The sequence below is a fragment of the Bacillus inaquosorum KCTC 13429 genome (genome assembly GCF_000332645.1).
In the GTDB taxonomy this organism is placed as follows: domain Bacteria; phylum Bacillota; class Bacilli; order Bacillales; family Bacillaceae; genus Bacillus; species Bacillus inaquosorum.
The window spans coordinates 174,513-199,646 of sequence record NZ_AMXN01000009.1 but is presented as its reverse complement, the minus strand read 5'-3'; the positions used below and the strand labels follow the sequence as shown (position 1 = coordinate 199,646).

Annotated in this window: 17 protein-coding genes and 1 tRNA gene; 4 read left to right on the top strand and 14 right to left on the bottom strand. The window is 44.1% G+C overall.

The window, feature by feature from the left end; translation table 11 throughout:
* From BSI_RS0121685 to BSI_RS01945, 4 genes are all read right to left on the bottom strand, one after another.
* On the bottom strand, positions 1–3,635 hold a 3,635-nt coding region (locus BSI_RS0121685; RefSeq protein WP_032732320.1), incomplete at its 3' end, for a non-ribosomal peptide synthetase.
* A 370-nt stretch (positions 3,636–4,005) separates the two neighbouring features.
* The gene (dacB, locus tag BSI_RS01935) at positions 4,006–5,484 is read right to left on the bottom strand and encodes a D-alanyl-D-alanine carboxypeptidase/D-alanyl-D-alanine endopeptidase (RefSeq protein ID WP_003241941.1); all 1,479 of its coding nucleotides are present in this window, start codon (positions 5,482–5,484) and stop codon (positions 4,006–4,008) included.
* 34 nt (positions 5,485–5,518) lie between these two features.
* Positions 5,519–6,496, bottom strand: a complete 978-nt coding sequence (gene galM, locus BSI_RS01940; RefSeq protein ID WP_003241940.1) for an aldose 1-epimerase — start codon at positions 6,494–6,496, stop codon at positions 5,519–5,521.
* Between the two features lie 132 nt (positions 6,497–6,628).
* The gene (locus BSI_RS01945) at positions 6,629–8,020 is read right to left on the bottom strand and encodes an MATE family efflux transporter (protein ID WP_003241939.1); all 1,392 of its coding nucleotides are present in this window, start codon (positions 8,018–8,020) and stop codon (positions 6,629–6,631) included.
* A gap of 286 nt (positions 8,021–8,306) precedes the next feature.
* Here BSI_RS01945 and iseA point away from each other — a divergent pair, with 286 nt between their 5' ends.
* Positions 8,307–8,852, top strand: a complete 546-nt coding sequence (iseA, locus tag BSI_RS01950) for a DL-endopeptidase inhibitor IseA (protein WP_003241937.1) — start codon at positions 8,307–8,309, stop codon at positions 8,850–8,852.
* 89 nt (positions 8,853–8,941) lie between these two features.
* Here iseA and BSI_RS01955 read toward each other — a convergent pair.
* The 3 genes from BSI_RS01955 to BSI_RS01965 form a co-directional block, all read right to left on the bottom strand.
* Positions 8,942–9,014, bottom strand: a tRNA-Arg gene (locus BSI_RS01955).
* A gap of 52 nt (positions 9,015–9,066) precedes the next feature.
* Positions 9,067–9,612 (bottom strand): site-specific integrase, encoded by a 546-nt coding sequence (locus BSI_RS01960; RefSeq protein WP_003241935.1) that lies wholly within the window; start codon positions 9,610–9,612, stop codon positions 9,067–9,069.
* Positions 9,613–9,927: 315 nt separating this feature from the next.
* A complete protein-coding gene (locus BSI_RS01965; protein ID WP_003241933.1) occupies positions 9,928–10,158 on the bottom strand; it encodes an excisionase family DNA-binding protein in 231 nt (76 codons plus the stop codon).
* A gap of 184 nt (positions 10,159–10,342) precedes the next feature.
* Here BSI_RS01965 and ggt point away from each other — a divergent pair, with 184 nt between their 5' ends.
* The gene (gene ggt, locus BSI_RS01970; protein ID WP_003241931.1) at positions 10,343–12,106 is read left to right on the top strand and encodes a gamma-glutamyltransferase; all 1,764 of its coding nucleotides are present in this window, start codon (positions 10,343–10,345) and stop codon (positions 12,104–12,106) included.
* Positions 12,107–12,295: 189 nt separating this feature from the next.
* On the opposite strand, the gene yofA is transcribed toward ggt, so the two are convergent.
* Positions 12,296–13,153, bottom strand: a complete 858-nt coding sequence (yofA, locus tag BSI_RS01975) for a LysR family transcriptional regulator YofA (protein ID WP_003241929.1) — start codon at positions 13,151–13,153, stop codon at positions 12,296–12,298.
* A gap of 128 nt (positions 13,154–13,281) precedes the next feature.
* Here yofA and BSI_RS01980 point away from each other — a divergent pair, with 128 nt between their 5' ends.
* Entirely contained in the window at positions 13,282–14,271 is a 990-nt protein-coding gene (locus BSI_RS01980) for a zinc-binding dehydrogenase (RefSeq protein WP_003241927.1), read from the top strand.
* 57 nt (positions 14,272–14,328) lie between these two features.
* Here BSI_RS01980 and gltD read toward each other — a convergent pair whose 3' ends face one another.
* Together gltD and gltB are read right to left on the bottom strand one after the other, a co-directional pair.
* The gene (gene gltD, locus BSI_RS01985; RefSeq protein WP_003241925.1) at positions 14,329–15,810 is read right to left on the bottom strand and encodes a glutamate synthase small subunit; all 1,482 of its coding nucleotides are present in this window, start codon (positions 15,808–15,810) and stop codon (positions 14,329–14,331) included.
* Between the two features lie 16 nt (positions 15,811–15,826).
* Positions 15,827–20,389, bottom strand: coding sequence for a glutamate synthase large subunit (gltB, locus tag BSI_RS01990; RefSeq protein ID WP_003241923.1), 4,563 nt, complete (start codon positions 20,387–20,389; stop codon positions 15,827–15,829).
* A gap of 146 nt (positions 20,390–20,535) precedes the next feature.
* Between gltB and gltC the strand changes: the two genes are divergently transcribed.
* Entirely contained in the window at positions 20,536–21,438 is a 903-nt protein-coding gene (gltC, locus tag BSI_RS01995; RefSeq protein WP_003241922.1) for a glutamate biosynthesis transcriptional regulator GltC, read from the top strand.
* Positions 21,439–21,492: 54 nt separating this feature from the next.
* Here the strand turns inward: gltC and proB are convergent, their stop codons facing one another.
* The 4 genes from proB to BSI_RS02015 all read right to left on the bottom strand — a co-directional run bounded on the left by proB (position 21,493) and on the right by BSI_RS02015 (position 25,030).
* A complete protein-coding gene (gene proB / locus BSI_RS02000) occupies positions 21,493–22,608 on the bottom strand; it encodes a glutamate 5-kinase (protein WP_003241920.1) in 1,116 nt (371 codons plus the stop codon).
* Positions 22,605–23,498, bottom strand: a complete 894-nt coding sequence (proC, locus tag BSI_RS02005) for a pyrroline-5-carboxylate reductase (protein ID WP_080030916.1) — start codon at positions 23,496–23,498, stop codon at positions 22,605–22,607. Before proC ends, proB begins: the two co-directional genes overlap by 4 nt.
* Positions 23,499–23,646: 148 nt before the next feature.
* Entirely contained in the window at positions 23,647–24,015 is a 369-nt protein-coding gene (gene rtp / locus BSI_RS02010; RefSeq protein WP_003220337.1) for a replication termination protein, read from the bottom strand.
* Between the two features lie 298 nt (positions 24,016–24,313).
* A complete protein-coding gene (locus tag BSI_RS02015) occupies positions 24,314–25,030 on the bottom strand; it encodes a 3-ketoacyl-ACP reductase (RefSeq protein WP_003241915.1) in 717 nt (238 codons plus the stop codon).
* Positions 25,031–25,134 lie beyond the last annotated feature (104 nt).

Sequence of the window (25,134 nt, the reverse complement as noted above, 5' to 3'; positions counted from 1 at the left end):
TCTTTATATTGAATGTGAAGCGCCGGAAGGATCCGGTTGTTGTAAAGCTCTCCGAATTCCCGAATCAGAATATTGACGGAAACACCATCTGAAATAATGTGATGCATATCAACCAGCAACAGGTGCCGCTCATCTGATACCTTTACGATTTGGGCACGGAACAGCGGCGCTTGGCTGAGATCAAACGGCTCGATAAACGCGGCTGTGGCTTCCTGTTCGGTTTGTTCGCCGAAGACTGCTGTCTGTAGTGTAAACGGCACCACGTCATGGATGCGCTGCACCGGCTCGCCGCTTTCGTCCTGTTCGAAGGATGTCCGAAGCGACTCGTGGCGCTTGATTAGCTCTTTAAAGGCCCTGTCCAGCCTTTCGGGGTCCAGCTTCCCTTCCAGCTCTAACACAGCCGGCATATTGTAGCCTGTCCCTCCGTACTCCAGCTGCTGAAGGACATAGATCCGTTTTTGAGCGGAGGAAACCGGATAGGCCTCGCGTTTTTCAGCCGGCTTCATCGCTTCATATGGACTGTCCGTTCCTTCACGGATAACGGAAGCCAGTCCTTCAACAGTCGGATGGGCAAACACATCTTTCAGCGGCACCTGTACATCGAATTCTTTGGCGATCCGGGAGACAAGCGCCGTTGCTTTTAAGGAATGTCCTCCGCGGTCGAAAAAGTTGTCGTGAATCCCGACAGGACCATTTTTCAGCACGTCCTCCCACAGCTGGGCAAGCTTCATCTCTGTCACATTGCTCGGCGCCGTGTAGGTCTCCGCATCTGCAGCTCCGCCAGGAGCTGGCAGGGCGTTTCGATCCAGCTTTCCGCTTGGCGTAACTGGCCACTGTTCCATCTCTATCATATGGGCTGGGATCATGTATCCCGGTAAAAGTGTTTCGAGCTGCGCCCGCACTTCGTTTCTTCCGAGCCCTTCTGCATAGGCGCATAATTCCGGCTCGTCGCTGTCTGTCCGTACGGTAATGGCTGCCTCCCTGATGCCCTCTATGCCTCTTAGCACCGCTTCAATTTCTCCGGGCTCAATCCGGTAGCCGCGGATTTTCACCTGATCATCCGTACGGCCGAGGAATTCAATATTCCCGTCAGGGAGCCAGCGCGCCAAATCCCCGGTTTTGTACATGCGTTCACCCGGGTAAAACGGGTCCTCAAGAAAACGCTCCTCCGTTAAGGCCGGCCGATTCAAATAACCTCTGGCAACACCCGATCCGGCAATGTACAGTTCGCCGGCGACACCGCAAGGCTGTACGGCTAAATGCGCATCTAAAACATACAAACGCGCACCGGGTACGGGTTTTCCGATCGGAATCCGAAAGCGATCCCTGTCCCGCCCTGGGTCCAACACGTAAAATGCCGCGTCAACCGTCGCTTCTGTCGGCCCGTAGCCATGAATCAGCGATACCTGCGGCAATAAAGAAGCAAAACGGGCTGCCACATGGGGCGCAAGCGGTTCACCTCCGGCGAATACACGCTTCAGGCTTATCCCATCACCGAGCGCTTTCATTTCCGCTTGATCCAGAAAGCTGTTCAGCATAGCCGGAATAAAATGGGCCGTTGTAATACTTTCCTGATGAATGGCTTGTACGATCAATGCCGGGTCTTTTTCCCATCCGGGCGGAAGCAGATAAGCCGAAGCGCCGGAAAGGGACCACCAAAACAGCTGCCACACAGACGCATCAAAGGAAAAAGAGGTTTTCACCATGACAATGTCATCTTCCTGAAGCGGAAACTGACGCTGCATGCCAGTCAGAAAGGAAACAGCCTGGCGGTGCTCAACGGCTACCCCTTTTGGCTTCCCGGTGGAGCCCGACGTATAGATGACATAGGCGAGAGAACCGCCGTCAGCAGGAGTAAACACATCGTTTTCTGCTTTTTCGCTCGCAAAAGATGCCATGTCCACTTCAAGCATCTCTCCGGAAAAGCTCGGTGCGGAACATCCCGGCTGTACCAGCAAGAGCGCGGCCCCGCTGTCTTTCAGCATGTAGCTCAGCCGTTCCTTTGGATATGCAGGATCAAGCGGCAAATACGCCCCGCCTGCCTTCAAGACAGCAAGTACAGCTATCAGCATTTCAGGTGACCGCTCAGACAGGACACCGACGATGCTTTCCTTCGTGACGCCTCGTGCCGCGAGGCGCGAGGCCAGACGGCCGGCATACATGTCAAGCTCAGCGTACGTCAGCGAACCGCTGGAAAAGCGAATGGCCGGCCGCTCCGGTGTGAAAGCCGCCTGTCGTTCAAACAGTCCGTGCAGGGTCGGGGCTTCAGGCGAAACAGCTTCCGTCTTATTAAACTCATACAACAATTTTTGTTTCTCTCTTATATTAGTCATATCTAATTCTTTTATGAAACTGTGCGGATGTTGAAGGGCGTTTTCCAGTAACGTAAGCAGATGGTTCTGTATTCGCTTAATATCCTCAAGAGAAAACAAGGTATTTTGATAGTCGAAATTTAATTGAATAGTTCCGGTGTCTGTCCGTTCCTGTATTTGAACAGAAAGCTCGTTCGCGGTGTATCCGCTGAAATAAAGCGCCGTTTCATAGTCAAAACCGTCTGCATTGTGCCATTGGAGCGGTTGATACTGCATAGATATACCGATAAGGTTGTGTAAATCCTTCTGTTCTTTTCTTAACTCATTTACAAGCAAATTATAAGGAAACCGTTGGTGACGCATAACGGAAAGCTGTTCCCTGCCTACTCTACGGACAAAGGATAGAAAGTCCGCGTCAGGATCAACCGTTATTCTGATGGGAAGAGAACTGACGAACATGCCGAGCATTTCTTTTTCAGCCTTTGACCCTCTGTTGCCATAGTAGGTGCCGATGGCAAGATCTTTTTTAGAAGTGATCCGGCTGATGCATATGTAAAATGAAGCCATAAATAAGGAAGTGATATTGATCTTTTGTTCTTCGCAAAAGATTCGAATCGTTTGCCCTAGATGAGGTGAAAGGGTGATGGTATCTCTGGATGCGGATGTGCTCTGTTTTTGTAAAGACGTCTGGCCGGCTAACGAGTGGTATTCCGGCGGATTCTGAAAGGTTTGAGTCCAAAATAAACGGTCCTTTGCAAAACGTGAAGACTGTAAATATTGACTCTCTTTTTCGATGTAGCTCAAGTAAGAAGGTTCAGGCTGATCGGGTAAAGGATCTTGCTTTTTCATTTTTTGATAATAAAGATCTATAATTTGATTTCCCATCACGTTTAAGGAGATGCCGTCCATTATAATATGATGGAATTTAGCAAACAGCCAAACCTCATGATTGTGGATTCTAAGGAGATAAAATTGATAAAGAGGCGAGTTGAATAGTTTAAATGGGATTCTCGCTTGTTCTTGTATCCATTGCTCTATTTCTATCATTTCAACATTTGAAAAATCTATTATTCCCAATGAAGTATATTTATATTCAGTAAGGTACAATCGCGGCTCAAGCTCTTCTCCTTCTAGCAGCTGAAACCTGATGGCGTCGTTGCGGGAGATGGAATGATTCAGCGCGCCCTCTAGAACATCAAGATCAATATTGCCTCTGAATTTCACACAGGCCGTAAGATTGCAAATGCTGGTACCTGGCTCCAGCAGTTCGGTAAACCACACTCTCCTTTGGGCATGGGTTAAAGAATAAGTATGTTGGCTCAACGGATTCCCTCCAGTTCTCATAATAAGAGAGTAAGAAAAAAGTAGAAAAATGACAATAAAAGAAATTATATGACTATATAATCCATATATGCACTATATTAACGGATATTTTTTAAAGTACAATAAAAAATATTAAATTTTTATAACATTTTTTTGAATATAGTATTATTTCTTTAGTTTTGGTTTCTTTCTTCATCAAATTTTTTAATATAAAGTGATAAAAGTATCATTCTGATTCGGGTCTTACACACTAATTTTTCAATTGTGCTAATTTGCTGTTGCGCGTAATCTTTCTATTTGTTGGCAGATGCGACCGGAATATTATTGAAGACATAAAAAAACCTGTTTTCCTTGGAAAACAGGTCTGACGCTATGATTGATTTGCCAAGATGACAGCGATTTGATCCTCGATATCTTTTCCATCCTCGTCATCAATCAATCCGTTCAAAAGAATAGAAAAAACAAGGGTTTTTCCGCTCTTGGTTTCTGCGTACCCGGATAAAGAGCTGACTGTGCTTAACGATCCGGTTTTTGCCCTTACCTTTCCTTGTGCAGGAGTGTCTTTCATCCGGTTCCTCAGTGTTCCGCCTATCATCCTGTCACTATTGCCCGCAACCGGCAGAGAATTTAGATAAGCTGAGAACCATTTCTCATCTTGAATGTCATATAACAGCTGTGAGATTTGATCTGAGGATACAGCATTAATATGGGAGACACCTGATCCGTCTCTTAAGACAAGTGATTTGGGATCAACACCAAATTCCGGAAGCGCATTGTTTAATACTTCAAGTCCCTTTTCCCAGCTTCCTTCTTCTTTTTTCACTTTCCCCATCTCTTTTACGAGCACTTCGGCATGTCCGTTATTGCTTAATTTCATAAACGGCACAAATAGTTTTGACAGAGGCATTGAGCGATGAGAGATTAACACGTCTGAAGAACCGGGCGCAGTGCCTGTCTTGACGTGCCCTTTTACAGTAATTCCTTGTTTTTTTAGTGCCTGCTTAAATAAATCCAAAGCGTATCCAGCCGGCTCCCAGACAGCAATCCATTCCTTTGTCTTGCTTGCGTCAACCGGTACGCTCCCTTCAATTGTGATCGTGTTTGTTCCATGCTCTCTTTCGATCGTGAGGTCTTTCTTTTGGCCAGCCGCAGTCGTTTCGGCATCGTTCTTAATCGTTACATAATCCGTCTTCGGAGATACAGAAACGGCAGGCTTTTCCCCCTCTTTTTTACCCGGGGTGATCTCTACAATCACAGTGCCTGCATCATAATCTTCATTCGGAGACGCTGTTAAAGCGGAGATTTGCGCGCCGTAATATGTGTATTCATCACTCCACGGCATATCAGGCGATAATCGGATGTCATCATACCACGTATCATCACCGATCAGATTGCCTTTGATCTCTTTCACGCCGGATTGTTTCAATTTCTCAGCCATTTCTTCAAAATCAGATGGTAAAAGTGTCGGATCTCCTTTCCCTATCAAATAAAGGTTTCCATTCAGCTTTTTCCCTTTAAATTTGCCATCCGTCCGGACCTCGGTTGTAAAGGAATAGTCCTCTCCGAGAATAGAAAGTGATGCGGCCGCTGTCAAAAGTTTTAAAGAAGAGGCGGGCCTCATTCGGATGTCTCCTGAATGCTCATATAGAACAGCGCCTGTTTCCGCAGAACGAACGGTGATGCCGGCCATTGCGCCTTCGAGTGCAGGATGATCAGCTAAAATCTTATCGATCTGCCCGGCAAGTGCACCTTGTTTTTCAGCCGCTTGCGCAGCCTGATGCATATAAGGTACCGAAGCAACGACGAAAAGCAGCAAAACAGCAACATAAAGCTTTATGCTTTTTTTCATTTTTTTACCCCGCCTCTCTGCGCCTCATCATGGGCTATTGATGATTCAGTTCAATGGTGATACTGCTTTTGGCTGTCGTTTCTTCTCCCGGCTCCAGCACTTGTACACCAGTGAGTGATGGAGACACATTAAGATTCACAGCGTTTGTCACCCATGTGTAAGGTTCAGGGCATAAATATCCCTGCTTTCCGTCCGCGTTGTATACAACCCAATGTTTAAATTGTTCATCTGCCTTATAAATAATGCTTATATGTGCATGCTGATGATAAATGACTGCCTGATTTTCTCCGCCCCTTTTCTGATAAGAAGATAAAAAGACATCATCCAGCTGCTGGCTGCGTAAATCCATCCCTTCATGCAAGGCTTCTTTATTCTGTACATCCATCAGTTTCCCGGTCGGCAGCAGGCGCTCATCCAACTCCCATTGCTGATCTGCTGTCAGGGAGAATAACGAGCTTTCTTCTGGAAAAACAAATGTAGTATGATAGCCGATTCCCCATGGAAACGCTTCCTTTCCATTGTTCATGACCGTCGCATGTTTAAATAGAGTATTCCCCTTTAGCGTGTATGTCATCCGAACGACGGCATGATGCGGAAATTGCTTATACACATGGGGAAGCTCTGAAAGGTCAATTTCAGTTTCAACGATCACTTCTTCATCAGTTTGCTTCATGGTCACTACGTTCCATTTTTCCTGATAAAGAAACCCATGAAGATGGTTGTGTTTATCCTTTTCATTGATATCAAAATGATATGTTCTGCCCCGGAAACTGAATGTACCGTCACTAATCCGGTTAGGCGGAAACAGGATCGGAATGCCATACAATGTTGGTGTATCATGAAAGCTTTCTGCTGTTTCCGGTTCACGCAAAAGCTGCAGCTGTGTCGTTTTGTCCACAAGAGAAATGACGTTGCTCCCCCACTCGGGAACGACAATCATTTCTATATGTTCGTTGCCTGCTTTGATGGCAGGTGTTCCTAAATACGTAATCTTCTCAATATCGTTTGCCATGTGTACTCAACCTCTCCTTGATTCATTGCTTGTATAAGAATTCAATGTAATGTGCCATATTTCCTCCATTTATGTTTTCTCTTTATCAAACAAAAAACACCGTTCAATTGTTGAACGGTGTGATTCGGGATGCTATTGGATGAGACGTGTAATCTGTTTCTTTTTCCAAACGAATTGATAATACCCATAAATCAACAGCAAGCTGACGGCAAACGCAGCCGGATAGCCAACCCAGACGCCGAGTATTTCAAGATTTGTGTAGTGGGAAAGTACGAACGCGACAGGCACCTCTACTCCCCAGATGGCAAAAATACTGATAACGGTCGGCCATAAAACCGTTCCGCTTGCCCGCATCGTCGCAGAAATAATTTGGGCATTTCCAAAGAGTAAGTAACTCCACAATGTAATCATCAAGAGACGATGCGCAATGTAAAGCGTCTCTTGTTCTGTTAAAAATAATCCTAAAATCTGATGTGAAAAAACATAGATCAGAATGATCAGCACACCGCCAATGATATAATTCAGCCAAATCCCGACACGAATTACCTGTTTTAGGCGGCCAAACTCGTTCGCTCCGATCGATTGCGCGGCGAATATAGACACCGCAATACCAAGGCTGACGGCCGGCATCTGCACATAGCTGGCTACCTGGTTGACCACGCCGTATGCAGCTGTCGCATTAGAGCCATAATGGTTGACGAATGAAATAACCGCTATCTCTGATAATGAGACGAGAATCATATTGATGCTTGATGGAATCCCAAGGCGCAGCAGGAGAGCCAGCAGTTCTTTATCCATTTTCAAATAACGGCGCACTGTTTTATCAAATTGCAGCGGATGGTTTCGTTTTCGCAAATACACCATTAACACAATAAAAGTCGCAATCGTGGAAATGACGGTTGCATATGCGGAGCCGTATATGCCCAGTTTCGGAAAACCGAACATGCCAAGGATCAAGACAGGCAAAAGCGCTATGTTAATGACCGTGCTCACAATCAGCGTATAAAAAGGTGTCTTAGAATCCCCAGTTCCACGCAAAAATGTTGTATAAGCAAAATATAAAAACATAAACGGCATCGCGTAAAATAAAATACGTGCATAGCTGGCGCTGACATGAATTACATTTTCAGGCGTGCCCATTAAACGAAGAATATCCAAGGTGAAAATACTGCCGATGACGGCTAACACAACCCCTAATAAAAACGTAAACGTGAGCGTCGTCCCGACAACAGCCTTTAACCGCTCCTCATTTTTCGCCCCGTAGGCTTGTCCGATCAGGATCGAGCTTCCTGAACCGATCCCAATTGTAAATGAGATTAAAAGAAAAAATAACGGGAAAAAGGATGATACAGCTGCAACCGCATCAACACCAAGCCATCTGCCTACAGCCATCATCCCGACTAACTGGCCGACTGATTGCAGTACATTGCTTAGCAGAAGCGGAACTAAAAAGAGTGACATAGACCGCCAGACAGATGGATTGCTTTTCTTCTGAGTTACAAGTTGTTCTTGTGATGTTTCCATATTGAAAGCTCCTTTATTTGAATTCGTTTGTAAACATGACCCTATTCTTTTGACAAAAACAGGATATGTAACATGTTATTATTCATCACTGTACATATGAAACCCTTCCCGATTCTTCTAATTTTACACATCTTTTTAGCTTATGAAGAATAAACTAGCAAGTAACAGCCTTTTTTCTTGTGAGTAAAAGAATAAAAAATAATTTATGCAAAAGTATTGTAATCTATCCGTAATTATTGTAACATTTGTAACATAAGAGAAAGAGATTTTGAAGGAGTGAACCACAATGAAAAAATGTTTTCTATTTCTAACAACGATTGCACTTATTCTGTCATTAAGCACAAATGCATTTGCGAAAAATACTTCAGGTGATTTATCACAAAAACAAGCACTGCAGCTGGCGTTATCAGCAAGAGAGCATTTTTGGAACACAATGAGCGGCCACAATCCAAAAGCGAAAAAAGCAGTTTGCCCATCAGGCACTTTTGAGTATCAAAATCTTCAATACGTGTACATGTGCAGTGACCTAGGCACTAAAGCAAAAGCAGTGAATTACTTAACTCCTATTTTCACAAAAACAGCAATCGAAAAAGGCTTTAAAGACTATCACTTCACTGTTTCAAAAGGAAAACTAGCCGTGCCAATCGGCGACGGTGACAACCTTTTAAATTGGAAAAAATCAACTGCTAAACTGATCTCTAAAAAAGGCGGCACAGTCACATACGAATTTACCGTTCCTACTTTAGACGGATCACCTGCAGCGAAACGGAAAGTGACATTTGTAAAAGAAAATAAAAAATGGAAAGTCAATCAATTTGACGCAGTTATATAAGAAAAAACGCCCTGCATAAGCGGGCGTTTTTTTATTTGGCATAAAGAAAGACAACAGGCTAAAAGCCCATTGTCTTTTTGTAAGTATAACGCTCTAGGAGAGATTCGAACTCCCGACCTGCAGTTTAGGAAACTGCTGCACTATCCGCTGTGCTACTAGAGCTTTTGGTATTTATATAGTAGCTCTGATGATAAATATTTTCAAGCGGTTTGTATTAAAGCCCTCCAAAAACCTTATACGCGGCCCTTGTCGTATCTTCATCAATACCGATATACCGCATTGTAATCGAGGGTGATGAATGATTCAGTATTCTCTGCAGCTCGGCAATGTCTTTTGTCCGCTGATAAAAATGATAGCCGAACGTTTTCCGCAGCGTATGCGTCCCTATCTCCTCGAGTCCGCACGCCGCGGCGGCCTCTCTTAAAATCCTGTAGGCCTGAATACGGGAAATCGGCTTCCTGGTCCGGACAGATTTAAAAAGATATTCGTTTTCCTTCATATTTTTCGTATACTCGTATATTTCCTGTTTCAGCGATTCTAAAATCAGTATCTTCCTTTTCTTTTTCGTTTTGCTTTCAGTCGCCCATAAATGATCTTTATTTTTAACATCCTTCACTTGAAGCGGTAGAATATCAGAAATGCGGAGCGCGCTGTTGATGCCGAAAATAAACAGAAAATAATCCCGCTTGTTTTTGTTTAGCAAATACTGTTTTACATCTTGAATTTTTTCTAAACTGCGAATCGGCTGTACAATATGCATCCAAAAACTCCTTAAAAACCGTTATGTAACGTTTTGAGGTCTATGTTACTATTATAGCTGAAAAACGTTGAAAGTCAAAGTACGGCGGCGTTTATGTAACATAATATACATAGTGTTACATAGGCTGGTGAAAAAGCTTTTCAGAACCTCCTCCCTCTTAAATGAGCTTTAAAGCCTCTTATAAAGCTTTTAACCTATTTGATACATATTCCCCTATCTATCATCAAAAAGCCTCTTAGAAAAAAATCTGACGCTTCGGTTTTTTCGCTGTTTTGAAAAAGATATACAAAAAAAGACACAATTTGAAATTGTGTCCTAGTCCTCATCCTTTACATCGATATCTTCCGGGATTGGTTCATTTAAGATTTCCTGCACGAGTGCTCTGTAATTCTCCAGCTGTTCGAGATGCGTTTTGAACTGCCCCTTAAAAATTAAAAATTGCTCACCGTCATGAACGGCTCTGATTTTTCCTCCCTGCACCAAACTTTTAATATAATCCTCTGAAAGATTTGTATATTCTGCTGTTTCTTTAATCGTTAAATACATATAGCAGTCCTTTCTTAATCCGTATGCTGATTCTAATATAGCACATGGCTCATAACAATATAATCAATTTCACACAGAAAAGCGGGTGAATGTTCTATATAATATACCATTTGTCACTTGTGAAAACGCTGTAATTTTTTTACGCTAAGATTGTAACATAACAGCTTCATATAGGAGGGAGAACATGAAAAGAACGTGGAACGTCTGTTTAACAGCTCTGCTTAGTGTTCTGTTAGTCGCTGGAAGTGTCCCTTTTCACGCGGAAGCGAAAAAGCCGCCCAAAAGCTATGACGAGTACAAACAAGTAGATGTTGGGAAAGATGGCATGGTTGCTAGCGCACATCCTCTCGCATCGGAAATCGGTGCTGATGTACTGAAAAAAGGAGGAAATGCCATTGACGCGGCAGTTGCCATTCAATTTGCGCTCAATGTAACAGAGCCGATGATGTCAGGCATTGGCGGCGGCGGCTTTATGATGGTGTATGACGGAAAAACAAAGGATACAACGATCATTGACAGCCGTGAACGCGCTCCAGCAGGTGCAACTCCTGATATGTTTCTCGATGAAGACGGCAAAGCGATTCCTTTCTCTGAACGTGTGACAAAAGGTACTGCCGTCGGTGTTCCAGGTACGCTGAAAGGGCTGGAAGAAGCTCTGGATAAATGGGGAACCCGTTCAATGAAGCAATTAATCACCCCTTCTATTAAACTCGCTGAAAAAGGCTTTCCGATTGATTCGGTGTTGGCGGATGCGATTTCTGATTATCAGGAAAAGCTGTCACGGACTGCTGCAAAAGATGTATTTTTGCCAAATGGCGAGCCGCTTAAAGAAGGCGATACACTGGTTCAAAAGGATTTGGCAAAAACGTTTAAGCTCATTCGCTCAAAAGGCACTGACGCTTTTTATGAAGGAAAATTCGCCAAAGCGCTTTCTGACACTGTACAGGATTTCGGCGGATCAATGACGAAAAAGGATTTAGAAAATTATGACATCACAATCGATGAACCGATTTGGGGAGACTATCAAGGCTATCAAATCGCCACTACTCCTCCTCCAAGCTCTGGCGGTATTTTCTTATTGCAAATGCTGGAAATACTTGATGATTTTAACCTTTCACAATACGATGTCCGCTCATGGGAAAAATATCAACTGCTTGCTGAAACGATGCATTTGTCTTATGCCGACCGTGCGTCTTATGCAGGTGATCCCGAATTTGTAAACGTTCCTCTCAAAGGCCTGCTTCACCCCGATTATATTAAAGAACGCCAGCAATTAATTAACTTAGATCAAGTCAATAAAAAACCGAAAGCCGGTGATCCTTGGAAATACCAAGAAGGATCGGCAAACTATAAGCAAGTCGAACAGCCGAAAGACAAAGTAGAAGGCCAAACAACCCACTTTACAGTTGCCGACCGCTGGGGAAATGTTGTTTCCTATACGACGACAATTGAACAGCTATTCGGAACGGGTATTATGGTCCCTGATTACGGCGTCATTTTAAACAATGAACTAACAGATTTTGATGCGGTTCCAGGCGGAGCCAACGAAGTACAGCCAAACAAACGGCCTTTAAGCAGCATGACCCCGACCATTTTATTTAAGGATGACAAGCCTGTCCTCACCGTCGGATCTCCTGGCGGGGCCACCATTATTTCGTCCGTTTTGCAAACCATTCTCTATCACATCGAATATGGCATGGAATTAAAAGCAGCTGTTGAAGAGCCGAGAATTTACACAAACAGCATGAGCTCTTACCGCTATGAAGACGGAGTTCCTGAAGATGTTCTCAGCAAACTAAACGGCATGGGCCACAAATTCGGCAAAAGCCCGGTGGATATCGGAAACGTACAAAGCATTTCTATCGACCATGAAAACGGCACCTTTAAAGGCGTAGCTGATTCAAGCAGAAACGGCGCGGCGATCGGCATTGATTTAAAACGGAAATAAAAGAAAAAAACTGTACTCGCTTCAATTGAGTACAGTTTTTTTGTATGCGACCTTTATATAAGAACGGAAACAACATCCTCCTGCCTATATCAATCCGAATGCCTTTAATACGGTTTGGTGATACTCCATATGCCGGCTTTCTTGACAATCGGCTACGTTCTTAGTTCAGCTTATGCAGCGTAACAGTCTTCATCTTTTCATTTCGTTTACCTCATCAATAAATGTCTGAAACGCACTCGTCATAAAAAAGTCCTTTCTGTATATAAATACGATCTCTAAGTCTTGATACGCTGCTGGCAGCTGATGAATATATACATTTGCACCATGGGTAGAGCAGTCAACAGCGGACTTCGGAAGCAGCGCCGTACCCAAACCGGCGGATACTCCTCTTAAAATAGCTTCCAATGTGCCAAACTCTATGATTTTTTGATTTTGAATACCTGCTTCCTTCAGCAATCTCTTGACCCTGGCACGATGAGAACAGCCAGCTCCAAAAAAGAGCATCGGCTGCCGAAGCATGTCTTCTGCCGTCCCCTCCCGTGATGAAATCAAAACCAATTCATCACGGGAAACAGGGATTTGTCTGATATCCGTTTGCTCAACCGGTCCGTATACAAAAGCGCCATCAACCTTATGATCAAGAACCTGTTGAATCAAATTGTGTGTATCAGCTGTGTTCACTGATAAATCAACTTCAGGAAAACGCCTGAGGAAGGAGGCCGCATGCTCGGGCAGATGCGTTACCGCTGTTGTTTCCAACGATCCGACCCGCAAAGGCCCTTTCGGATGCTGGCCCACCTGTGCCGATTTTTCAGCTTTGTCCAGCAGTGATAATACTTGCTCTGCGTATTGCAATAGGTTTTCTCCGGCAGCTGTCAGTTTCATCCCGCGATTCGTTCGATGAAAAAGTTTGATCTTCAAATCTTCCTCAAGGTTATGTATTCTGGCTGTCACATTCGATTGAACATAATTCAGCATTCGGGCTGCTTTCGTTATACTTCCTTCACGGGCAACAGCCCGAAAAATCCTTAAATCTCCGCTTTCCACAGGCACTCACCTTCTTGCTATGATAAAAAGTGATATCGGCTATCATATTTGTTCATTTTACTCGAAGAAAACCGCTATGTAAAATATGTAAAGATATGAAAATACAATTCAATGAGGAGGCAGACAGCATGAAAGCTGTAATTCACAACGGAAAAACCGGACTTCAGGGGTTATCCTTTCAAGACGTTCCATCAAAAAAGCCTGGATACGGAGAGGTAAAAGTCAAATTAAAATCTGCAGGTCTAAACCATCGCGACCTGTTTCTTATGAATAACAAATCTGAACGAGATCCTCATGTGATACTGGGCTCTGACGGCGCCGGTATCATTGAAGAGGTTGGTGAAGGCGTGAAAAACGTTGCTGTTCAAACAGAAGTAATCATTTTCCCGACATTGAACTGGGATTTGACAGAGAATGTGCCGCCTGTTCCGGAGATTTTGGGCGGCCCTTCTGACGGAACGCTTGCTGAATACGTGATCATCCCTTCACAAAATGCAATCAAAAAACCTTCTTATTTATCCTGGGAAGAAGCAGGCGTTTTGCCTTTATCCGCTTTAACCGCATATCGGGCCCTGTTTACAAAATCCCAATTGAAAAAAGACGAGCATCTATTGATACCCGGCATCGGCAGCGGTGTTGCAACCTACGCTTTATTCATGGCTAAAGCGATCGGGGCGAAAGTAAGTGTGACCTCTCGCAGTGAGAAGAAAAGAAAAAAAGCGCTGCAATTAGGTGCTGATTACGCATTTGACAGCTACAGCAATTGGGATGAACAGCTGCAGGGAGAAAAGGCTGATGTTGTTCTTGACAGCATAGGCCCCGCCCTCTTTTCGGAATACTTCCGCCATGTTAAACCGAACGGCCGTATTGTCAGCTTTGGGGCAAGCTCAGGTGACGACCTCAGTTTTCCGGTGCGCTCTTTATTCTTTCCTCAGATCAATGTATTGGGAACCTCGATGGGGAGCTGTGAAGAATTTCATGATATGCTCGCTTTCATTGAAAAACATCAGCTGCGCCCTGTACTTGACCGCACATATCCTTTAGAAAAAGCGTGTGAGGCATATACCAGAATGCAGGAAGGCAGACAGTTTGGCAACATCGGAATCGTAATGGAATAAAAAAAAGAAACCGGCTGGCAATCAGACCGGTTTCTTTTATATAATAATCCCCTTTATTTACGGAAGAACTGAACTCCCCATCAAATATCGATCCACTTCGCGCGCTACTTCACGGCCTTCATTAATCGCCCATACGATTAAGCTTTGGCCTCTTCTTGCATCCCCTGCGGCAAATACGCCATCGATATTTGTTTGATAATCCCCATATGCTGCGCTGATTTTGTTATTTACAGAATTGACACCGAACTGTTTCAACAGCGGCTGTTCTGTGCCTTCAAAGCCGATAGCGATAAAGACAAGCTGAGCAGGCCATACTTTTTCCGTCCCGGGCAGCTCGCGGAACTCGTATTTTCCGTGCTCATTTTTCACTTTTTCCATTTGGATGGTATGAAGCTCTTTCAGCTTTCCGTTTTTATCCGCAACCATTTTTGTCGTTTGAATGGAGTATTCTCTCGGATCTCTTCCGAATTTTGCTTCCGCTTCTTCATACGCATATTCAAGCGTAAAGACGTGCGGCTGTTCAGGCCACTGATTGTCATTCGTGCGGGCTGGCGGAAGTTTCGGGTGTTTGCCGAATTGGTGCACACTTTTAGCTTTTTGTCGCAGAGCAGTAGCCACGCAGTCAGCTCCTGTGTCTCCGCCCCCGATTACGATGACATCTTTTCCTTTTGCATCAATAAACTTCTTGTCTTTAAAGTTAGAATCTAAATAGCTTTTTGTTGCGAGTGTCAGGTAGTCCATCGCGTAATGGACTCCTTTTGAGTTGCGTCCTTCAATTAATAGATCCCGTTGTTTTTGTGCGCCTGTGCACAGAATCACAGCATCAAATTGCTCTTTCAGCTCATCAGCTGTAATGTCAACGCCAATTTCTGTGTTCGTGACAAAATCAATTCCTTCTTGCGTCAGCAATTTAACCCGGCGTTCTACAATGCCTTTCTCAAGCTTCATGTTCGGAATGCCGTATGTTAAAAGGCCGCCCGCTCTGTCTGAGCGTTCAAACACAGTGACGGAATGCCCCGCTTGATTCAGCTGGTCAGCACTCGCCAGTCCGGCCGGGCCTGATCCAACGATGGCCACTTTTTTGCCTGTTCGTTTTTTAGGAATTCTAGGCTGAATCCAACCATTCTCAAATCCTTTGTCGATAATGGTCCGTTCGATATTTTTAATGGATACGGCCGGGTCTGAAATCGCTAATGTACATGATCCTTCACAAGGAGCGGGACATACCCGCCCTGTGAATTCAGGAAAGTTGTTTGTTTTCAAAAGGCGTTCCAATGCTTCTTTCCATCTGCCCCGGTAGACAAGATCATTCCATTCAGGAATTAAGTTGTAAATCGGACAGCCGGATGTAAATCCGTTAATGTCTGCACCGATCTGGCAAAACGGTGTACCGCAATCCATACACCGCGCCCCCTGCCGTTTCGATGCTTCTTCTGAAAAAGGAGCAGAATATTCTTTCCAATCCTTTAAGCGAGTGAGAGGGTCCCGCTCAGCAGGTTTTTCTCGTTTGATCTCCATAAATCCAGTTGGTTTCCCCATGTTCCTCTCCCCTTCCTTACTGTACTACCGCTTGTTTTTGTCCCGATGACGCTGTATTCTGCTTTGGCTTCGTGTTGGCTTCAAATGCGTACATGACAGCTTCTTCATCTGATAAGCCTGCAGCTTTTTGCTCTTCGATACTTGCGAGCATTTGTTTATAGTTTTTCGGAATGACTTTGATGAATTTTTTCACGCTGTCTTCCCACTGATCAAGCAGGTCTGTAGCTTTTTGGCTGTTTGTATACGCAGCATGTTTTTCAAGCATTGCTTTGATTTGCTGGGTTTCTTTTTCATCCTCTAATGATTCAAATAAAATCATCTCAAGGTTGCATTTGCGTTTAAACGCTTTTACATCTTCGGCCAGTACATAAGCGATTCCGCCGGACATACCTGCCGCGAAGTTTTTGCCTACATCTCCGAGTACGACAACACTTCCCCCAGTCATGTATTCACAGCCGTGGTCGCCAATACCTTCTACAACCACGTTCACACCACTGTTCCGAACGGCAAAGCGTTCACCCGCACGTCCGTTAATATATGCTTCTCCGCTTGTCGCGCCGTAGAAAGCTACGTTGCCGATAATGACGTTGTCATCTGAAGCGGAATTGAATCCTTCCGGTGACTTGACGATGATTTTTCCGCCAGAAAGCCCTTTTCCGACATAATCATTTGAGTCTCCGTCCAAATAAAGCGTCATCCCTTTAGGAACGAAGGCTCCAAAGCTTTGTCCGGCTGATCCGGTAAACTGCAGCTTGATCGTATCTTCAGGAAGCCCTTCTTCTCCGTAGCGTTTCGAAATTTCACTGCCTGTTATCGTTCCGGCTACACGGTTTGTATTGTTGATTTGAATAGAAACATCCGCTTCTTTTCCAGACTCGATGGCTTCTTGTACGGCCGGGAGAATCGCTATAATATCAAGTGATTGATCAATCTTATGATTTTGCGGCGATTGGAACGTCCGTACGCCTTCAGGCTGATAAAGAAGTGTAGACAAATCAAGCTGGCTTGCTTTCCAATGCGCCTTCGCCCGTTCACTCACATGAAGTACGTCAGTGCGTCCGATCATTTCATCAAATGTCTTGAAGCCTAACGCAGCCATGTACTCACGAACTTCTTCAGCAATGAACAGCATATAGTTCACAATATGATCAGGATCGCCCATGAACTTTTTGCGAAGCTCTGGATTTTGTGTCGCTACACCGACAGGACATGTATCCAAATGGCAGGCACGCATCATGACACAACCGAGTACAACTAACGGAGCCGTTGCGAAACCGAATTCTTCGGCGCCGAGCAAGGCAGCCATCACAACGTCTCGGCCTGTCATGAGCTTTCCGTCTGTTTCTAATACAACACGGTCACGGAGTCCGTTTAGCATTAACGTTTGATGTGCTTCGGCAAGGCCAAGCTCCCACGGAAGCCCTGTATGTTTAATACTGGTTTTCGGAGAGGCACCTGTACCTCCGTCGTAACCGCTGATCACAATGACATCTGCGGTTGCTTTGGCAACACCTGCAGCGATTGTGCCAACGCCTGCTTTTGACACCAGCTTTACGCTGATTCTTGCGTCACGGTTGGCATTTTTCAAATCGTGGATCAGCTGGGCTAAATCCTCAATCGAATAAATGTCGTGGTGCGGCGGCGGTGAGATTAATCCGACACCAGGCGTTGATCCGCGGACATCGGCAACCCAAGGATATACCTTGTTGCCAGGCAGCTGTCCGCCTTCACCCGGCTTAGCGCCTTGCGCCATTTTAATCTGCAGCTCATCTGCATTAACAAGGTAATGGCTTTTGACACCGAAACGTCCGGATGCAATTTGTTTGATCGCGCTTCTTCTGTCATCGCCGTTTTTATCTGGAACAAAGCGTTTCGGATCTTCTCCGCCCTCACCGCTGTTGCTTTTCCCGCCAAGACGGTTCATTGCGATTGCTAAAGCTTCATGCGCTTCCTTACTTAAGGATCCAAATGACATCGCACCCGTTTTAAAGCGTTTGACAATCGATTCAGCGGATTCAACTTCCTCCAATTTCAGAGGCTTGCGGTCTCCGTCAAATGCGAACAAGTTCCTTAAAAATCCAATGCGCTCTTCATCTGCCGCTTTTGTATATTGTTTAAACAGATTGTAATCATTTCTTCGGCACGCCCATTGCAAGGTATGAATCGTTTTTGGGTTAAACGCGTGATGCTCTCCGCCGTTTCTCCATTGGAAGTCACTTCCCGGTTCAAGCGTTTTGCTGTAATCATCCTGATACGCTTCCCGGTGGCGGCGCTGCGCCTCTTCTGCAATTGTGTTCAAGTCGATGCCGCCGAGCTGTGATGCAGTTCCTGTGAAATAGCGGTCAATCACATCGCGGCTGATTCCTACTGCCTCAAAGATTTGGGCGCCTCTGTAGCTTTGTACAGTTGAAATCCCCATCTTGGACATGACTTTTACGACACCTTCAGTAATGCTTTTTCCATATTTGCTGACCGCTTCTTCATAGCTAATATCTAAACGGCCTTCATCAATTTCCTGCTTGTAAGTCGCATAAGCGAGATAAGGATTAATCGCATCCGCACCATAACCGATTAAAGCTGCAAAGTGATGCACTTCACGCGCTTCTCCTGATTCCACAATAATGCTGACTTTTGTACGCAGCCCCTTGCGGATTAAATGCTGATGCAGCGCGCTGACTGCCAGAAGCGGCGGAATTGGTGTCAGGCGTCCGTTCATCTTTTTGTCTGATAAAATTAACAGGCTTACACCTTGGCTGATGGCTTTTTCTGCCTGTGTGAACATGTCCTTTAATCCGCGTTCAAGATCCTCTGAAAACAGCACATCGATTTTTTGGCTTTTTAAATCAGGATGAACAATCGTTTTTAATGCATAAAACTGTTCATTGGATAAAACAGGTGTATATAGTTTAATCCGGCGAACGTTTCGCTCACTTGGGTGAAGAAGATCCCCTTCTGCACCTAGCCAAGTCATCGTAGATGTCACAAGCTGCTCACGAATCGCGTCGATTGGCGGGTTCGTTACTTGTGCAAACAGCTGCTTAAAGTAGTTAAACAGTGATTGCGCGCGGTCTGACAGAACAGCAAGCGGCGCGTCATTCCCCATTGAACCAAGAGGATCTTTGCCTTCTTTAATGACAGGAATTAAATATTTTTGGATATCTTCATATGTGTATCCGAATGCCTTCTGACGAGTAAGAAGATCTGTAAATTGTTCTTCCTCTCTTGATTCCGGATCAGGATTTACTTGGACAAGCTCTTCCTCAAGCCACTTTTGGTACGGGAACTCAGTTGCAATTTGTGTTTTGACTTCTTCATCTGAGATAATCCGGCCTTCTTCCAGGTCGATTAACAGCATTTTTCCAGGTTCTAGACGGTTTTTATATAAAACGTTCTCCTGTTCAACTTCAATAACGCCTACTTCAGATGAGAAGATAATATAATCATCTTTTGTTACATAATAACGGGCCGGACGGAGACCATTCCGGTCAAGGATCGCACCGATTTGTTTTCCGTCAGTAAATGAAATGGCTGTCGGTCCGTCCCAAGGCTCCATTAGGGAACTATGGTACTCGTAGAACGCTCTCTTTTCCTTAGACATATGCGTATTTTCCGTCCATGGCTCAGGAATGAGCATCATCGCTGTATGTGCCGGTTTGCGTCCAGCCATTACAAAAAACTCAAATGCGTTATCCAAAATGGAAGAGTCACTGCCGTCAGCATTCAGAATCGGAAGAATCTTGTTCAAGTCCTCACCGAAGCTTTCAGAAACAAATTGCTGCTCACGCGCTCTCATCCAGTTAATGTTTCCGCGAAGGGTGTTAATTTCACCGTTATGAACCAAATAACGGTTTGGATGCGCTCTTTCCCATGTAGGGAATGTGTTGGTGCTGAAACGTGAATGGACAAGTGCAAAAGCAGAAACGAATGCTTCATCTTGCAGATCAGAATAAAACGCATCAACTTGTTCAGGTGTTAAAAGGCCTTTGTAAACAATGGTCTGGCTTGAAAGACTGGCAAAATAAAAATCAAGACCTTCCGTTACTCCCCAGTTTTCAGCCTGTTTACGAATGACATACAATTTTCGTTCAAAAGACAAATTGTCCTTCAGATCAGAACTTGCGCCGATAAATACTTGACGGACAAACGGACAGCTTTTCTGTGCCACTGTTCCGATTTTTCCGACATTTACAGGTACAGTTCTCCATCCAAGAACGGCTTGGCCTTCTTGTTCAATCAGTGCATTGATTTGCTTTTCGATTTTTATTCTTTCATCTTCCTTCTGTGAGAAAAAGACCATTCCTACCCCGTAACGCCCTTTTTCCGGCAGATTGATGTCTTTGCACTCTTTCCTAAAGAAAGCATCAGGGATTTGAACCAGTAAGCCGGCTCCGTCTCCTGTATCCGGGTCACTGCCTTGACCTCCTCTGTGGTCTAGCTGGCAAAGCATCTTAAGCCCCTGTTTGACGATGTCATGAGTCTGCTTGCCCTTTAAGTGCGCATATAGGCCGATTCCGCATGCATCATGTTCAAATTCAGGACGGTAGAGACCTTGAGCTTTTGGCATTTGATTGTACGTCATAATTCCTCTCCCCCGATCAATTTCCGATAATACCGGTCATAAAATCTTACAACTCTATAATCATTGTAGGTTTTCAAAACGATATAAACAATATATAATTTAGATCAAAAGAATCTCAAAATGAGATAGATGGATGTGAGACAAACATGGAGCTGCGCCAACTGCGCTATTTTATGGAGGTGGCTGAACGTGAACACGTTTCAGAAGCTGCTGATCATTTGCATGTGGCCCAATCAGCAATCAGCAGACAAATTGCAAATCTTGAAGAAGAATTAAATGTGACTTTATTTGAGCGTGAAGGGAGAAATATCAAACTCACGCCGATCGGAAAAGAATTTTTGATTCATGTGAAAACGGCAATGAAAGCCATCGATTATGCGAAAGAACAAATTGATGAGTATCTCGACCCGCATCGCGGGACGGTAAAGATCGGCTTTCCTACAAGCCTCGCCAGCCAGCTTTTGCCGACTGTGATTTCAGCATTTAAAGAAGAATATCCGCACGTAGAATTTTTGCTGCGACAAGGCTCCTATAAGTTTCTGATTGAAGCTGTCAGAACCCGCGATATTGATTTGGCCTTATTAGGGCCGGTGCCGACGAACTTTCCGAACATAACAGGAAAAATTTTATTCACAGAGAAAATTTACGCGCTTGTTCCATTAAATCATCCGCTTGCCAAACAAAAAACGGTTCATTTAATCGATTTACGCAATGACCAATTTGTTTTGTTTCCGGAAGGATTTGTGCTTAGAAAAATGGCAATTGATGCTTGCAAACAAGCCGGTTTTGCCCCTCTCGTTTCTACAGAGGGTGAGGATTTGGATGCCATTAAGGGCTTGGTGTCCGCGGGAATGGGCGTTACCCTTCTGCCTGAAAGCACGTTTGCTGAAACAACCCCTCGTTTTACTGTGAAAATTCCAATTGAGTTCCCTCAAGTGAAACGGACTGTCGGAATTATTAAACCGAAAAACAGAGAGCTTGCGCCGTCTGCGAATGACTTTTATGAGTTTGTCATTCAATTCTTCTCTAAGCTGGAGCAGTATCAATAAAAAAACGAACCCGAGCTTCTATAAAGAAGCTTCGGGTTTTTTGCTCTTGTCAGATTAATATACAGGCAAAGATAAATCCACATGGCACACAAATGCTTCCTGATCAATTACTGCTTTGTTCATCAGCTCTTTTTTCTTATCGAGTTCTTGAAGCTGTACAGAAGAATAATTGACGATTCCGAGCCCGATTTCTGCCCCTTGAGAATCCATCAGCCGAACAACTGATCCGCTTTTGAATTTCCCTTTAATCTCCTGTACACCGTCCAGATATAAACTCGATTGCCCGTTTGTTATTTTTCGTGAATAATCATCTGATAAAATCATTTCACCTTCTGGGCCCGAATTAAAAGCGATCCACTGCTCTTTATGGTTTAACGGAAGCGTTCCCTCTGCTTCAAAATAGGTGCCTTCTGCCTCTTGATGAACAGCTTTATATAGAATATCTTTTGCATCTGCCTGACCAAGAAATCCTTTAATGCCAGAAGCCATTACGATTTTAAACGCATCAAGCTTAGAGCGCATGCCGCCGGTACCGACGCCGCTGCCAGTATCACCTGCGCACGCTTCGATGTCAGGCGTTATCTCACTCACCCGCTGCATCCTTTTTGCTTCTGGATTTGTGCGCGGATTGCCGTCATATAAGCCATCAATATCTGATAAAATCACAAGCATATCCGCATCAATTAATCCGGCGACTTTTGCCGCTAGTGTATCATTGTCGCCAAACTTGAGCCGATTGACGGTAACTGTGTCGTTTTCGTTTATAATTGGGATGATGCCGCGTTCGAGCAGTACATTCATTGTATTCCGGACATTGTTATATCGATATTCATCAGAAAAATCGTTTCTCGTAATTAAAATTTGGGACGCAACATAGCCATGCGCCAAAAACAGCTTTGAATAAGCCTCCATCAGCAGGCCCTGGCCGATTGAAGCTGATGCCTGTTTTTCTGGAAGCTTCTCGGGTCTTTGGATAAATCCGAGCTTCCGATATCCTGCCGCCACTGCGCCTGAAGAGACCAAAATCACTTCATAGCCGGCGTCTTTAAGTTTGGCGATCTGGTCGACCAACGCTTCTAATTTTCGAATGCTGATTTCTCCATGAAGGCTTGTTAATGAACTGCTCCCAATTTTCACAACGACTCTTTTCATGTTAGTATCGGACGTCACTTTATCACTCCTGATAGCGGGGCAGCTGTTTTTTCGATATCGTCGCTGATTTCCTTTGAACGCATAGCCGCATGCTTGATCGCTTGAGAAATGGCTTCTCCGCCGCCGCTCTTTTTCAAGGCTTGCAGCCCGGCAGCGGTCGTTCCGTTCGGTGACGTGATATTGTCCCTTAAGACCTCAGGCTGTTCGCCTGTTTCCATGAGCATTTTTGCGGCACCCAAAAGCGTCTGTGCTCCGATGCTTCGAGATAACTGTTTATCGAGTCCTGCTTCCTCGCCTGTCTTCTCAATGAATTCCATTAAATAATAAAAATACGCGGGGCCGCTGCCGGCAATTCCGGTGAAAATGTCCATTTGATTTTCTTGAATTGTATAGACTTCACCCATGCATCCGAGCAATGCTTCGGCCAGCTTTTTCAGGTCTTTTGACACATACTTGCCAAGCGCAATGGCCGTTGCAGAAGCGCCAATCATACTGGATGTGTTGGGCATCACTCTGACAACCGGCTGTTCATTAAGCAATGATTGTTCAATATAAGAGGTGGTTATGCCGGCAAGGACCGACAATATTAATTGATGGGGTTGAATACGTGATTTTAGTGATGACAGAGCGCTTTCAGCGTCTTTTGGCTTCATTGCCAAAATGAGTACATCCATGTCTTCAATACAAAGTTCATTGGGCGTAGCGCCAGTAATTCCATATTGAAGTTCAAGTTCAGCTAATCGCTCTGTATTGCTGCGGTTTGTAACGCAGATGTTTTGTTTCGGGATTTTGTTGGCACGAACGATACCTGATATCATTCCTTCCGCCATAGATCCTGCTCCTATAAAGGCTACTTTCTTTTGATCAAAGATCGGTAACATCTCCTTTGTTCGCTTTTTTGTTCGCATTTTCACACGTTTAAAATGTTACCACGTGAGGAAATGATGTCAAGTTTGAAGGTCATCATTGATTTGTATTGTTTCTTTTCGACAAATATGTATAATGAAAAGCAGAAAACACCCGATGCATACTGCTGTGCCGGGTGTTTGTTTATATTTAAAAGTTATCTGAGAGCGCTTTTTCAATCAGTTTTTTACAGCGGTCCAGCTCAACTTTCAGCTGTTTTTTATATAGTTTGGCAGCCTCGTAATCTTTAAATTGATAGAGGACGACTTCCTGGAGCTTAGCCCCTTCTTTTTTTACTTTGATTTGCTTTAATATCCCGTCATCAAGAAGCTCATGCAAAGATCGGTATACTTCTGTATGATTTGGTTTAAAACCAATCTCTTTAAATTCAGACCTAAGCACTTCAAGCAGCTTCAATCCGTAGAGTCTCTCTTGCTCTGTCATCGTTATCATATAAAGTTTCAAAAATGCACGCTGTTTAACTAAAAAACCAGTTGAACTTCTTTTTTCTTCTTTCATCATATGCACTCCTTCTTCTGTCAACTGAGAACACTATGTACTAAATATTCAATTTAAATCTATTGGTTTCCTTCTTTATATTAAAGACTGATAATCCAAAAATCTAATGTTAGCTGTTTATATGTGGAGCGGAATATAAAATAACAAATGAACATTTAGTACATAGTTTATTTAGTTCTATTATAGCTGATTTTCACTATTATCTTCAATTAAAAACGATTGCTGGTTTTCACGTCTTCTTACCAGTGCGGATTACATTCAAATAAAAAAGCCTGTCGCAAGACAGGCTTCTCATTTTTTAGGGATTTGTTGACCATAATCCCGCTGTTTTGATGAAAATTCGTGGATCTAATTTCAATTGTGCCACCATGTATTCAGCAAGATCTTCTGGCTGCATAACCTTTTCAGGATTACCGTCTGTTAAGTTCAATTCGATAGACATATCACTAGCGACAGTGCTTGGCGTTAACGCACTGACTCTAATATTATGCTTTCTCACTTCTTGCATAAGAGACTCAGTTAACCCGAGAACCGCAAATTTAGAAGCGCTGTAAGCACTTGTCACAGCTGCTCCTCTTTGGCCCGCTGTAGAAGAAATATTAATGATGTCTCCGGCTTTGCGTTCGATCATTTCCGGAAGCACCGCGCGAGTGACATGATACACACCCATTAGGTTGACTTGAATAATATCTTCCCACTCATCAGCTGACAGATCTAAGAAACCGCCAAATTTGCTGATTCCAGCGTTATTAATGAGGATATCGATATCACCGAGCTGTTCTTTCACTTGAGCTACAGCTTGATTAACCTGGTCGGCATCTTTTACATCTGCAGCAGCAAATGCAGCTTTTACACCAAGTGCTTTAACTTCTTCAGCCACTTTTTCAACATTTGCGGCAGTCCGGCCGATTAACCCGATATTCACGCCTTCTTTCGCAAGCGCAAGAGCTGTTGCGCGGCCTATCCCTCTGCCTCCGCCTGTGATAAGAGCAGTTTTATTTTGTAAACTTTGCAATTGAAGCACCCTTTCTTTGTTTACATATGTACGATATCACATTATAAGTACAACAAATCCAATACGCAAATCAAACGACCTGTGCAAATATCATTTCTTTTGAT

Coding starts and splice junctions, on each gene's coding strand:
- dacB (WP_003241941.1), bottom strand. CDS start 5,484: ATGAAAAAAAGCATAAAGCTTTATGTTGCTGTTTTGCTGCTTTTCGTC.
- galM (WP_003241940.1), bottom strand. CDS start 6,496: ATGGCAAACGATATTGAGAAGATTACGTATTTAGGAACACCTGCCATC.
- BSI_RS01945 (WP_003241939.1), bottom strand. CDS start 8,020: ATGGAAACATCACAAGAACAACTTGTAACTCAGAAGAAAAGCAATCCA.
- iseA (WP_003241937.1), top strand. CDS start 8,307: ATGAAAAAATGTTTTCTATTTCTAACAACGATTGCACTTATTCTGTCA.
- BSI_RS01960 (WP_003241935.1), bottom strand. CDS start 9,612: ATGCATATTGTACAGCCGATTCGCAGTTTAGAAAAAATTCAAGATGTA.
- BSI_RS01965 (WP_003241933.1), bottom strand. CDS start 10,158: ATGTATTTAACGATTAAAGAAACAGCAGAATATACAAATCTTTCAGAG.
- ggt (WP_003241931.1), top strand. CDS start 10,343: ATGAAAAGAACGTGGAACGTCTGTTTAACAGCTCTGCTTAGTGTTCTG.
- BSI_RS01980 (WP_003241927.1), top strand. CDS start 13,282: ATGAAAGCTGTAATTCACAACGGAAAAACCGGACTTCAGGGGTTATCC.
- gltD (WP_003241925.1), bottom strand. CDS start 15,810: ATGGGGAAACCAACTGGATTTATGGAGATCAAACGAGAAAAACCTGCT.
- gltB (WP_003241923.1), bottom strand. CDS start 20,389: ATGACGTACAATCAAATGCCAAAAGCTCAAGGTCTCTACCGTCCTGAA.
- gltC (WP_003241922.1), top strand. CDS start 20,536: ATGGAGCTGCGCCAACTGCGCTATTTTATGGAGGTGGCTGAACGTGAA.
- proC (WP_080030916.1), bottom strand. CDS start 23,498: ATGCGAACAAAAAAGCGAACAAAGGAGATGTTACCGATCTTTGATCAA.
- rtp (WP_003220337.1), bottom strand. CDS start 24,015: ATGAAAGAAGAAAAAAGAAGTTCAACTGGTTTTTTAGTTAAACAGCGT.